This is a genomic window from Capnocytophaga sp. oral taxon 336 str. F0502, from assembly GCF_000411575.1.
In the GTDB taxonomy this organism is placed as follows: Bacteria; Bacteroidota; Bacteroidia; order Flavobacteriales; family Flavobacteriaceae; genus Capnocytophaga; species Capnocytophaga ochracea.
Map to the genome: position 1 here is coordinate 503,377 of NZ_KE150488.1, position 12,419 is coordinate 515,795.

Annotated in this window: 9 protein-coding genes; 2 read left to right on the forward strand and 7 right to left on the reverse strand. The window is 40.5% G+C overall.

The features are described 5' to 3' along the window. Positions 1-47 precede the first annotated feature (47 nt). Together HMPREF1528_RS02245 and HMPREF1528_RS02250 are read left to right on the forward strand one after the other, a co-directional pair. A complete protein-coding gene (locus HMPREF1528_RS02245; RefSeq protein ID WP_034567769.1) occupies positions 48-1,511 on the forward strand; it encodes a bifunctional ADP-dependent NAD(P)H-hydrate dehydratase/NAD(P)H-hydrate epimerase in 1,464 nt (487 codons plus the stop codon). A 56-nt stretch (positions 1,512-1,567) separates the two neighbouring features. Continuing rightward, positions 1,568-1,999, forward strand: coding sequence for a hypothetical protein (locus HMPREF1528_RS02250; RefSeq protein ID WP_016478468.1), 432 nt, complete (start codon positions 1,568-1,570; stop codon positions 1,997-1,999). Positions 2,000-2,502: 503 nt separating this feature from the next. Here the strand turns inward: HMPREF1528_RS02250 and HMPREF1528_RS02255 are convergent. The 7 genes from HMPREF1528_RS02255 to HMPREF1528_RS02280 all read right to left on the reverse strand — a co-directional run bounded on the left by HMPREF1528_RS02255 (position 2,503) and on the right by HMPREF1528_RS02280 (position 11,814). Next, positions 2,503-3,117, reverse strand: a complete 615-nt coding sequence (locus HMPREF1528_RS02255; RefSeq protein ID WP_016478469.1) for an outer membrane beta-barrel protein — start codon at positions 3,115-3,117, stop codon at positions 2,503-2,505. An 81-nt stretch (positions 3,118-3,198) separates the two neighbouring features. Next, entirely contained in the window at positions 3,199-4,527 is a 1,329-nt protein-coding gene (locus HMPREF1528_RS02260; protein WP_016478470.1) for a DUF4302 domain-containing protein, read from the reverse strand. Positions 4,528-4,539: 12 nt separating this feature from the next. Continuing rightward, positions 4,540-4,671, reverse strand: coding sequence for a hypothetical protein (locus HMPREF1528_RS13055; RefSeq protein ID WP_016478471.1), 132 nt, complete (start codon positions 4,669-4,671; stop codon positions 4,540-4,542). Positions 4,672-4,752: 81 nt separating this feature from the next. Continuing rightward, positions 4,753-6,084 (reverse strand): DUF4302 domain-containing protein, encoded by a 1,332-nt coding sequence (locus HMPREF1528_RS02265; RefSeq protein ID WP_016478472.1) that lies wholly within the window; start codon positions 6,082-6,084, stop codon positions 4,753-4,755. Positions 6,085-6,095: 11 nt separating this feature from the next. Next, a complete protein-coding gene (locus tag HMPREF1528_RS02270) occupies positions 6,096-6,938 on the reverse strand; it encodes a putative zinc-binding metallopeptidase (RefSeq protein ID WP_009410818.1) in 843 nt (280 codons plus the stop codon). A gap of 25 nt (positions 6,939-6,963) precedes the next feature. Beyond that, positions 6,964-8,457 carry a RagB/SusD family nutrient uptake outer membrane protein gene (locus HMPREF1528_RS02275; protein WP_016478473.1) on the reverse strand — a complete coding sequence of 498 codons (1,494 nt, stop codon included), beginning with the start codon at positions 8,455-8,457 and terminating at the stop codon, positions 6,964-6,966. A 12-nt stretch (positions 8,458-8,469) separates the two neighbouring features. Next, positions 8,470-11,814, reverse strand: coding sequence for a SusC/RagA family TonB-linked outer membrane protein (locus tag HMPREF1528_RS02280; protein ID WP_016478474.1), 3,345 nt, complete (start codon positions 11,812-11,814; stop codon positions 8,470-8,472). Positions 11,815-12,419: the final 605 nt, after the last annotated feature.

A 12,419-nucleotide genomic window follows, 5' to 3' on the forward strand; every position in this document is an offset into this window, starting at 1 on the left:
AGATGAGCAAATGTTTTGATTAGCTAATATCTTTTTACTTTAGAGAAATGAAAATTCTAAACACACAACAAATGCGCGAAGCTGATGCGCATACTATCTCTGCTGAAGGTATCACTTCGTGGCAACTGATGGAGCGTGCCGCAACCAAACTCTTTGAGTGGATAAAAGAACACCTCCCTAAAGAGCGAACTGTTACCGTATTGGCAGGTACGGGGAACAACGGAGGAGATGGTCTCGCTTTGGCGCGTATGCTCATAGCTGATGGTTGGCAAGTGAATGTTTATCTACTTTGTTTCAGCGAACACCTATCGCCCGATTGCCAGCAGAATAAAGAACTCTTAGAAGCACAAGGAATTGCAATTGCCGAAATACGAGCCGAACAAGTAAATAATATTACGTTTGGTAAGATAGTGATAGATGCTGTTTTTGGCATTGGACTCAACCGTCCAGCTCCTAAATGGATACAACAAATATTTGGGAATTTAAATAACTCTAACAGCTATATATTAAGTGTAGATATGCCCTCGGGTCTGCCTACCGAACGTATTCCGTCTCCCGAGGAGATTTGGGTACACCCTCACCAAGTGCTCACTTTTCAAACCCCAAAATTGCCTTTCTTCCTTCCCTCCACAGGTTGCTATATCCGTAAGTGGGAAGTGCTCAACATAGGTTTAGACGAGCATTTTTTAAAGACTCTTCACCCGGATTTCTACTATCTCGAATCCGATATACAGCAATTACAACGACGACGTGCTAAATTTTCGCACAAGGGTACTTATGGGCACGCGTTGCTTGTAGGTGGGAGCTATGGTAAAATAGGGGCAGTAGTGCTTAGCGGAACAGCCGTATTGCGCGCAGGGGCAGGTCTGCTTACCGTTGCTATTCCCCAATGTGGTTATGACATATTGCAAACTGCCCTACCTGAGGCGATGGTACTCACCTGTGAGGAAGAAAAACACTATAAGACAGCAGAGATTCCTTTTACGCCCTCTGCCGTAGGTGTGGGTATCGGTTGGGGTACGCATCCCGAAACCGCCTCAGCACTCTTTGGTCTTTTTCAGCAGTACCCTGACACTCCTTTTGTAATGGACGCCGATGCGCTGAATATCCTCGCTCAACATCCAAAACAATTAAAAACCCTTCCAAAAAATGCAATTCTCACGCCACACCCTAAGGAATTAGAGCGTCTTATAGGTAAGTGGGACGACGACCTGCACAAGCTGACCAAAGCCAAAGCCTTTGCCAAAGAGCACAAAGTAATACTTCTTATTAAAGGAGCCTATACGATGATAACCGATGGAGAAAAGTATTGGATAAATTCCACTGGAAATGCAGGAATGGCAACCGCGGGCAGTGGCGATGTGCTTACTGGAATGCTTACGGGCTTACGGGCTCAGGGTTATAGTGCGGTAGAAGCTACTTGCTTAGGGGTCTTTTTACACGGTTTACAAGGTGACCGTGTAGCAAAAAAAATGGGTATGGAACGCCTTATTGCACGTGACCTTTTATAGCCTTGGCACGGTTTTTGTCTATATGTTAGCAGGTTATCATTAAAAACTCACAAATAATGAAAAGACTTATCCTAAGTATGGCAGTAATAGCAACGTTTCTCACCAGTTGTGGCAACAGCAAAAATGCTGTGAGTTACACTCCCGCTGAGAACTATTTTGTGAATAATACTTTCCAAAATACAAAAGTAGAAACTTTAAAAATCGACTCACAAGCTGATTTTGACCGTATCTTTGGAGGTGCTACTACTATCACAGCGCGCCCCACCGCTATTGATTTCAGCAAACAGAGCGTTTTAGCTATCGTGGCTCCTGCCAGCAATAAGGAAGTAAAAATAGTGGTAAAAGCCTTAGAAACCACACTTACAGGTGGTATTTTGGTGAAATATACCATAGATGAAGGTAAAGATTTAGGTCATACAGCCCAGTCTTCTGAAATACTCATCGTAAACAAAACCGATAAAGAAGTAGAGTTTAGAGAAGTATTTTAAACAGTAGAAAAATCCCATCGCTATTATTTTATATAACAATAGGGGAGACAGTTTATGTAAACTGTCTCCCCTCTCTTTTTGATTAACATCAGTCGGGTATAACCAAATACTATTTCCTCTTTTATATCGCTATACTCCCCTCTTTACGACCCTATAGCTCGCACCTCCGAGTTTCTCAGAGTCTCTCCGAGACCTTCAGTAAGCCGTTTATCCTTTCTCTTATTTTCGTCTCGAAACCCTGTTTTTACTATTTTTAGCATTGTTGTATTACAGTATGAATCAACCATTTACATACCCTTCATACCAATCGCCCAAGATTCGTATAAGCTTCCTATAAGCTCTCTATAAGCTAAGTGCACCCAATTTACCTCCTATCTTTTACCTCTTACCTGAATCCTCTCTTCCGTTCTTATCCGTTTCCTTCCGAAAAACCTTTTTTATCACTACCCATTTGCTAATTTTCTCCTGCCCGTGTGGCTCGCACCTGTGAGAACTGACGTTTTTCAGAATATATAAGTGTAACCAACGTTAATAGTAGCTTGATGGCGAGTTACATAGTTCCCTTTTTGCCAAAAAGAGCCTCCGTATTCTCCATAAATAGAGAGTATGGTTTTATCGGTAGCGTAGATTTCTATCCCAGCGAGGAGGTGAAGAGAGAGGTTGAGAGTACCTCCTGTGGAGCTTTGGTAGTTTACGTCTTGAGTTTTAAACTGATGCCATATAGGAGCGTTGAACTGTAATCCCCCACCTGTAAGGAGATAAACATTGTTATTTACAGGAGTAAGCACTTCTAATCTCACAGGTACTTCAAGGGTGGCTACCCTTAGCAGGGAGTATTCTTTTTCACTCTCTTTAAAGTTTCCTTGTGAAAAATGAGATACTCCTAATCCTGTTTCCAAACGGAAGTTTCTTTCGGGATAATAGTGTATTTGTAAATGACCGTGTTCAAAAATCCCGAAGGTTTGAAAATCGTTGCTTACCATTTTGGCAAAACCTATACCGGCAGAGGGTATGAATGACCATTTAGAATAGGGAATACTATCTTTAGCGGTTTCTTTTTCTTGGCTAAAAGCGCTAACAGTAGCCCATAATAACAGGGATAATAATAACTTTTTCATTTTATATTTAGTTTTTTAAGCTTTCAAGGATTGAAAGTCAGAATTGTCAGACCAATCAGACTCCGTCCAATAACTGACCCCTTATTTAGGTACTCCCCAAATAGGGAAAGCGTACAAAGGAAATTCATAGCTTTGCAATAGATATACGGGGTTATCTTCTTGAGGTTGAACTTTTATATTTAATTTTTTAATATAGAAGCCCTGTGTACCAAGGTCGTAGATGGCACCTAACGCACGTTTAGCTTGCTCTAAGATAGCCTTGTTTTTCTCATCGCTCCAAGCTTTAGCATCGCTAGTACTCAAATTTTTATCACTGTCTTTTAAGTATAAACGTTTGTTTTTAAGTTCGTATTTACAACTGATTTGTAGTATAGAGAATCCACTATCAGGGAATCGATGTCCTATTTGTATATTACAATCATCAGTGCCATCAAACATTATTCTAAGCATAAAGAGGTCGGTAGAGGCATTGACTTTTAAGACATCTTCATAGAAGGCTTCACTCATATATTCATTATTTTTGAAAGCTTGGCTTATAAGAGCAAACCCTTCAATAGTGGTATTGACATCTTTATAATCGTCGTTGTCAAAGAAATTAGGAGGTACTGAGGAATAGAAAAGTTCGGCAGTAACCCCATTTACTGTTGCCTTATACACCGGAGGCATACTACCTGCAATGCGTTCCAACTCGGTAAAAGGTTGTCCTCCTAAAATGAAAGTGCAATTGAAAGCAACGCCTTTTTCAGTTGCTAAAACAGCTACTTTACTTTGTGTATCTTTCAGCGCCAACACTCTATTGGTAAACTGAATAGGGTAAGTAGTAGGAGAGCCCGTACCGGTGCTTACTTTTAGATAATAATGAGTTGCATTTTCCGTTATCGGAGTGATATTTTTGTACAAAGCAGGGGTATGTGTCCAATCGGCAGAGGTGGCAGGCTCAAAGTAAATAAAAGAATTGCCTTTTACAAGTAGATTCTGAAATTTGAGTTTGTTACCATCTTTACCTGTGTACAAAAACTGATATATCTTTCCTGTATGGGCATAGCCTATTTCCCCTTGCAAGGCATCGGCTAACAGGTGGATTTGATTCTGCCCTATAAAACTGAGCACCAAACCACGTGCCTCTTCTTGGGTGCTATAGCTACTGATAGTGGGGGTAGTAGTGCCACAGAGGTCGGAGAGCATAGATACTTTTCCTTGAGTGTCGAACTTCATCAGGAACTGATAGCCTCCAAAAGAGTCGTCAGCAGAGATATAAGTAAGTTTCCATCCTTCGGAAGAAGCAGTAAGTTCTTTCATCAGGGCAGGGTTTTGTATTGGAGCAATAGGGTCGGGCTCAGGAGTGTTATCATCGTTCTTAGAGCAGAACGAGAGGCTCATAGCGATCAAGAGTAGGGTAAACTTTTTCATAAGGTGTTTATTTTATGGATGTTTTATTTTCCAAATAGATAGCACAATAAGCAGTAATAGGGCAGTAATAGCTATTACTGAAGGCTCATAGAAAATATGGGTAATGAGCAGGAGTACAGCTACTATAAGGATAAATTTGTACATTTAGGTTAGAGTTTTAGAGATTAAATAACTTTGCCAAAGGTGCGAGCCGCACGGGCAAGAAACTTTGACAAAGTTGTTAAATTATCTTTTATAGACGAGATAAGGAGCGATATAAGTAGGATTATTACGACTTTGTAAGGAGTATATTGGGTATCCTGAATAAGTACGTCCTGTATTTGCTACATAAAATCCTTCTGCAGCTATTTGTATTGTTTTTGTTATGGCATTTGTAGCTTTTGCAAAAATAGTTGCATTTTCAGTTTTCTCCCAAACAGTAGCGTTTGTTTTTTTTAGGGCTCCTGGATTTTTTAAATACAAGCGTTTGTTTCTTAATTCATAATTACAGGTAAGGTAAAGCCATGAATTATTATTTCCATCAAATTTATACGCTATTTGGATTGTGCAAGTTCCATCATTACCAAAGTCCATCCTAAAGATTTCAAAATCTTTAACGCCATCGATTTTTAAGATATTATCATAAAAATCTCGTGACATAAGAGATTTTAAGGTAGAAGGAAGTATTACAAAAGCATTTAATCTTGAAGGAATAACTAGGTAATCATCTGTAACAAATTCATCAGGAGGTACTAATGAATAGTACACCTTTACCGTTACGCCATCAACGGTAGCTTTATAGGTAGGAGGGGTGGTACTATTATCACGTATAAGCTCGGTAAAGTTTTTGCCTTGAATAGTAAGAGCAGGTTTAAAGGCTACTCCTATTTTGGTGGCCACTACTGAGACTTGTGAGAAATCATTGGCATTAGAAAGTGGGGCTACCCCTATACTCCCGTTTTGCATATCGATTTCATAGGGAATAGTAGTACCATTAGCTGTTACCTCCATATAATAATTAGAGATATTCTCTGCCAAGGCATTGAGGTTGCTTGAAAGAGTGCTAATGTCTGTCCAATCTTGCGCTGTAGCGGGCTCAAAGTACACAAATTGTTCGGTAGATTTGCGCTGGGTTTTGAATTTGAGTTTATCGTCTTCTTTACCGTAATACAGGAACTGATATTCACCTGCATAACCTGCTCCTCGTTGTCCTTGCATCGCATCAGATAGCTCGTGGATATAGGTTTTGGTAGTGAAGGTGAGTTTCACTCCTTGTCCTTGTTGCAATTCGTACTTGCTGGTGGTAGGAGAGATTGTACTACTATTGAAATCAGATACCATTGTTACAAGACCTTCAGGAGTAAACTTCATCAAGAAATGGTAGCCTCCAAAGGTGCCTTCTTTGGTAAAGTAGGTAAGTTTCCAGCCTTGAGAGGCGGAAGTAAGGGCGTTGCGGAGTTCGCTTTGATTTTCTTCGAAGCGCTTAGAGGGGCTTTTGCCAAAAAGGTCATCGGGTTCGTTCTTTTGGCAGGCAAAAATTGTAAGAGCCCCTACAAATAGGTATATTAATTTTTTCATTGTTCTACTTTTTATTGTAATACAGATAGCATTTGTTGTTCTACTTTAGCTTGTAGTTGATAGATATCGATACCCCATTCGCTTTTGAAGTAGGCAACTACAAAAGCTTCCTTCTTGCGAATAGCTTCTTTTCCAGTCGCGCTACTGATAGCGTTTATTTTGGCGTCCCAAGCGGTTTTACTCATACTGAGCATCCCAGAAGTCATCTCGGCAAAGTCTTCAATGTCATTCAACATAGAATATGGGGTGATAAAACCAGCGGCGTTAGCATCGGCTTCTCGCACGTTATACCAGTTGGCGGTATAGCCAGAAGGGGTAATCTTACCATATTCAGAAGAATAAGGTTTCTTCTGGTTGATGATGTGGCAATACTCGTGCTGGATGGTATGGAAATACTGGCGTGTGCCACTGTGATTGTGGGTGTCGAGCTGGTCGACATTGAAAAGGGTAATTTTCATACCGCTATCGGCAAAACCAAGAGTAATGGTACCGCTGGGGTTCACGTTGTATCCTCCAATAAGGGAGATTTGGCGCGGTGCTACTTCTTTTATGAAGTTAGGTCCTGCTACCTCGGAATAGGCATCAATCCATACTTTTTTTACGATTTCAAGCATCGGTTGCACTTTGGCTTCAGTAGGGGGGTAGAAGTATTTACCCATTTCGAAATCAGCATCGATATAGTTATAGGTTACTATAATATTGTAAGGCTTTTGGAAGTTGTTGTATATATAGGTATCCAAAGGGGTCTTAGCTGTAACTCTGGGTTTTAACACGCTCTCAGAGTTTAGTGATTCTTTGTTGTTGCAGGCAGCTAACGATAAAGCCAACACTGCGATTATACTTATTTTTTTCATATGATTAACTATTAAAAATTAGCAATTATCTTGGGTTTACAGTGATACCATTAGAAACAGCATCTTCAGGAATTTGCAACTCACGACGAGGGTCGTTTTTAAGAAGTTCCATTGTTTGACCTCTTTTCACGTGCACGACTTTCATTCCGAGACGTTTGTTGTCTATCCAGCGCAAACCTTCAAACACAAAGGTAGCTCTTCTCACATCGGCTACTGCTTGTAACCATTCTCGTTGTTGGGTAGAAAGTATATAGGCGGGGTCGAACTCAGTACCTTTGTTTTGATAAATGGTATTCATATCCTCTTCACTTAACACAAAGGAATCGGGGATGTCTTGCATAGTTTTCTTTTTTAGGAAGACTACCAAATCAGTGAGGAACTTCGCTTTTTCACCTTTCATTAGGTAGGCTTCCAAACGGTTTAAGAATACCTCGTCGTAAGAGATGAGCACTGCCATATCATAGACGTAACCATTACCTGCTGATACATTGGTGTATTTGAAATACTCTTGATATTTAGGGATATTGCGATAGTCATCACGTCCAAAGATAGCAAAAGCCCAAGTAGCACGGAAGGCATTTAAAGGGTGTTTGTTGTCACCTAATACTTCTTCAGATTTCTGCAAGGTCAAACCGTACTTGTTGAAAGCAAAATTTCTTTCATATTTTGAAGAAGCACCTACAATCAGAGCATTAGCGGGTTCATCGGAGCTAGCGTACAAGAGTTGTTGTTGTGCATAAGTGCGTGTGCGTTGTCCTTTCACATCACGTAGCTTATTAGCAGGGGCACTACCAAGAGCTTCATTGGCGTGTGCTATTACCTTATCCCAATCACCTTTTATCAAATAGAAGCGTGAGGCAAAAGCGTGAGCCGCTTCTTTGGTAAAGTGGAATTTAGGTTTAGTATACTTGCTATTATCGATAAGAGATATGCCTTCTGTCAAGTCTTTTTCAATCGCATCGTAATAATCCTTTAAAGGGATGCGTTTGTATATCTCAAAAACTTTTCTTTCGGCTTTGGTAGCATAGGGCAACCCTAAATCGGAAGTGACAGTAGCGGGGTTATAGGGCTTGCACCAGAAGAGCCCCAACATAAAGTGTGCATAAGCACGGGCTACGAGTGCTTCGCCTTTGAGATAGTTGAGCTCACTACCTCCTCCGAGTTTTTCTACTGCTTCCAAGGCATAGTTGGCATTAGCAACTGCTGCATAAGCAGCATAGAAATAATGAGGTGGTGTATCCCAAGAGCTATATTCGTTGTTAGTCTCCCAAGAGTACATTTGAGTGTTGAAAATGGAGGACTCGGTGAGGTTCACTTTGTCGCCAGCATTATCGCTCATTGTTTCACAGAAATCTGCATACAAAGCATTGGGGTAGGCTGTTGCCAAGAGCTCTTGTACTTTTTCGGGCGAGTCGAGTTCAGTACGCGCATCGGGTACTTCATCTAAGAATTTATCGCAAGCGGTAAGTGATAAGCCTAAAATAAGGGCTATTATGGGTGTATATATATTCTTTTTCATTGCTACTTGTTTTTAGATTCCAAGGTTGATAGTAAATGTATATTGAGCATTTACAGGGTAAGCTACTCCTCCTGTACGGAAGAACTCAGGGTCTTGCCCATTGAGGTCTTTATGTGCATATATCAAGAACGGATTGGTAGCTTGTAAGCGCAAGGTAAGGTTGTTTATGTGCAAAGCATCCAATACGTCTTTGGCAAAAGTATAAGAAAGACTCATACTTTTCATACGAATAAAAGAGCCATCTACTACTCGCTGGGTAGAATAGTTGTAGGCGTTGTACACACGGCGTAGGGTACTTCTACCTATCTCGTTAACAGTTCTCTTATCGGCAATACCAGGAATATTGGTAGTATATTCGTTGCCTGGGTGTATCCAACGGTTTTTCATTTCTTTAGGAAATACACTTAGGTCGTTGTAATCGACATCATATTGGTCAGGTTTGCGTATCTTGTTACCTGCTGCTATGGTAATCAAGCAACTGAATTCCCAGTTTTTATATTTGAAAGTATTGGAAAGCCCCGCAGTAATATTAGGTTCTACAGGACCTTCCTTTTTGAGATAAGACAAGATATTATCCATACTTTGGAAATCTATTTTATTATAGTCGGTGCTACCGTCGAGCAAGTTAAACACAGGAAGACCTTTATCGTTTAATCCTTTGAAATCATAAGAATACAAGGTATTACGAGCGCCTCCTACTACATTTCCTCCTACTTCACGTACTAAGTTGTACACATTAGGGCGATAGGTAAGACTTGTAATTTCTTGGTTAAAATAGGCAAAATTGATACCGGTATTCCAACTGAAATCGACGGTTTTGATATTTTTGGTATCCAAAGCAAGCTCTATACCTTTAGTCACCATAGAAGCATTGTTTGCTAATTTCACAAGTTGTCCTCCAACACCTGAGGTACGTACATAGTCAATCAAGTCTTTAGAGTTCTTTTGGTAAAGGTCTAATGATAAGTTAACGCGGTTTTTGAACAAACCAAGTTCTATACCTATGTTAGCTTCGTATACTTTTTCCCAAGTAAGCTCGGAGTTTTGAAGCGCTTCTATATAGATAGTGTTTTCTCTATCATTTAGGTTATAACGGTTAGCTACCTCATTTTTAAAGATAGCTAAGGCGTTGCTCGCAGAGCCTAAACCAGCTATAAGTCCGTAGCTAAGGCGGAAAGCGAGGTTTGAGATGGTGCTATTATCTTCGAGGAATTTCTCGTTGGAAGCGTTCCAACGACCACTGACATTCCAAGTAGGTAACCAGCGAGAGCTACGACTTCTACCCAATTGGTTAGAGCCTTCGTAATTGGCAGTACCTGCAAATACGTACCGATTATCATAGGTATAAGTGCCTTGCAAGAAAAAGGCAATACCACGTTCTTTGGTGAAAGATTTACCAAAGTAAGGAGAGTTATCCTGTATTGCTTTTTGAATCACGCGATAATCGGTAAAGGCAGTTCCTCCGCGTGCAAACTGATAACCATATCCGTTGAAGAAAGAGTTATCGCGGTCGGTATGGCGATACTCTTGCCCAAAGAATACTTTTAGGTCGTGTACGTCTTTAAACAAGCGTTTGTACTCTAAGGCATTACGAAAGTAATAACTTTGCAAGTTGTTTTCGGTAAGTTTATAAATACCTCCGTTGGGCAATGCTACCTGAGGAATCATATCAGGGTTTTCAGGGTCTTTGAACAAGAAAGGATTGGCTTTGGCAATCACGGTAGTGCGATTGGCGCGATAAGCTCCTACTACGTTAGAGTTTTCTCTCATAGAGTGTTCGTTAGAACTCTTTACGTGGCGTACAGAGCCGAGGAAATTATACTTCAAGCCTTTGGCGAGTTTTACTTCTAAGTCACCTTGAATTTTATACTCAAGCACGTTCAAATCCATATAGTTATTAGCGAGCTCGTTGAGGATGTTCATAGGAGCATAGTTATAGCTGTAATACTCATATTGTCCATCATCGCCATAAGGGCGCAAGGCGCGTGTGGTGTTGAGCGCATAGCTAAACGGGTTGATATCGAAATCACGGTCGTACCCACCACTTACGGTATTAGCTGAACGGTTGTAAGTACCGGGAGCTCTTTGGGTACGGATAGAGCCTTGTGTAAGCACCCCTATCTTTACGCTGGGTGAAAGGGTATAGGTGGTTTTGAGGTTACCGGTTACGCGGTGTACACGGTCAGCAATTGTCCAACCGGGGTCTACAAAGAAACCTACTGAACCATACACCGTTGCATTTTCACCCCCACCTGAAAGACTCACCGTATGGTTTTGAGTGAGCGATGGGCGAAAGAGCGTTTTAAACCAATCGGTATTGGCGTATTCGTATTTTTTTAGAAATTCAGTACGTGCTGCTTCGGTATTTTCGAGTAAGAAAGTACCTGTAGCGGGATTAAAGGTATCGATAGCACGATACATTATATTATAAGCCCCACCGTAACGCGCTTGAGTATAAGAAGAAAGCGAAAAGTAGCCTTTGCGTTCCAACTCTTGATATACGTCCATTGTTTCTTGAGAGTTCATAATGTCGTACTGATTATAGTTAGGAATCATACGCACGGACTCTTCTAATTGGTAGTTTATCTGTGTTTTTACGTTTTTCTTACCACTTTTGGTAGTGATAATCACGGCACCGTTCAGGGCGCGTGCTCCGTAAAGAGAAAGGGCTGAGGCATCTTTGAGGATTTCGATGCTCTCGATATCGTTGGCATTGATACCAGAGATAGCGGAGCTTACCAGGGTAGAAGCATCACCCGAAGCGAGTTGCTCGAAGCTGAGATTTACTACTTCTTCTTGTACGGCACCATCGACCACCCATAGCGGTTTGGTATCGCCGAAGATAGATGAGCCCCCGCGAATGGTAATTTTAGGTGAAGCACCAAAAGTACCAGAGATGTTCTGCACGTTTACCCCTGCGGCACGACCTTCGATCATACGACCTACATCGACTACGCCGTCCATTTTGATATTGTCGGCTTTGAGGGTTTGGGCATTACCCGTAAATTTAGAACGGTCAAACTCTTGGTAACCAGTAACGACTACTCCTTTAAGTTCAGTTACGTTCTCTTTAAGGACAACGTTAATCACTTTGGCAGTACCTACTACTTTCTCTACTGAGGCGCTCCCCAGTTGAGAAAAGACTAATACGGCGCTGTCATTAGGTACTTTAATAGAGTATTTACCGTCGAAATCGGTGGCGACCCCGTGAGAAGTACCTTTTACCAGTACTGAGGCACCGGGTAGTGGAGTGCCTGCTTCATCTTTTACTACCCCTGTTACGGTGCGTTCTTGGGCAAAGGCAACACCAAAGAACAGCACAGTACATAACAGTGCATACATCAATTTTTCTTTCATCGCTATTATATTATTTCGTTCAATTAATTTTGCAAAGGTTCAGAAAAAAAATATTATAAAAGCAAATTTTGTGGGTAATTTTTTCTGTGCTAAATAACCAAATGTGTATAATTTTCTAATGTTATTTTTTGAATAAAACAAGTGCATTTCCTGAAAATACCCTATTTTTTTCATCATTTTGCTGAATTCTTTGCAATGTTTTCAGAGAATCGCCAAAAACATTGCGTTTTTTTCAGTTTTTCACATATCATTTTACAAAATGCTTATTTTCAAATAAATAGAAGTTTGTGATTCACTTTTAAAAGCTATTTCTTAGATTATAACTTTCTGTGAAATTTAACTTTATTTAACATTTTGAAATATTATTCTTTTATTGAAATTAAAGTGTTTTTAGGCTAATGTGAGTTCGAGTAATTAGTAAATTAGGTGCGAACCGCACGGGCAGTCGTAGCACGACGGGCATAGAAAATTAGAAAATGAGGAAATGAGGAAATTAGCAAAAGAGTAGTGATAAAAAAGGTTTTTTAATAGGTCTGACTTGTCGGGCAAATCGGACTGGTTTGAGTTATCGGAGGAAAACGAAAAATATAAAAAGTGTGTTGGGA

Excerpts from the sequence above, each read along its gene's own strand:
- HMPREF1528_RS02260 (WP_016478470.1), bottom strand. The coding sequence starts at position 4,527 with ATGAAAAAGTTTACCCTACTCTTGATCGCTATGAGCCTCTCGTTCTGC.
- HMPREF1528_RS02280 (WP_016478474.1), bottom strand. The coding sequence starts at position 11,814 with ATGAAAGAAAAATTGATGTATGCACTGTTATGTACTGTGCTGTTCTTT.
- HMPREF1528_RS02275 (WP_016478473.1), bottom strand. The coding sequence starts at position 8,457 with ATGAAAAAGAATATATATACACCCATAATAGCCCTTATTTTAGGCTTA.
- HMPREF1528_RS02250 (WP_016478468.1), top strand. The coding sequence starts at position 1,568 with ATGAAAAGACTTATCCTAAGTATGGCAGTAATAGCAACGTTTCTCACC.
- HMPREF1528_RS02245 (WP_034567769.1), top strand. The coding sequence starts at position 48 with ATGAAAATTCTAAACACACAACAAATGCGCGAAGCTGATGCGCATACT.
- HMPREF1528_RS02255 (WP_016478469.1), bottom strand. The coding sequence starts at position 3,117 with ATGAAAAAGTTATTATTATCCCTGTTATTATGGGCTACTGTTAGCGCT.
- HMPREF1528_RS02270 (WP_009410818.1), bottom strand. The coding sequence starts at position 6,938 with ATGAAAAAAATAAGTATAATCGCAGTGTTGGCTTTATCGTTAGCTGCC.
- HMPREF1528_RS02265 (WP_016478472.1), bottom strand. The coding sequence starts at position 6,084 with ATGAAAAAATTAATATACCTATTTGTAGGGGCTCTTACAATTTTTGCC.
- HMPREF1528_RS13055 (WP_016478471.1), bottom strand. The coding sequence starts at position 4,671 with ATGTACAAATTTATCCTTATAGTAGCTGTACTCCTGCTCATTACCCAT.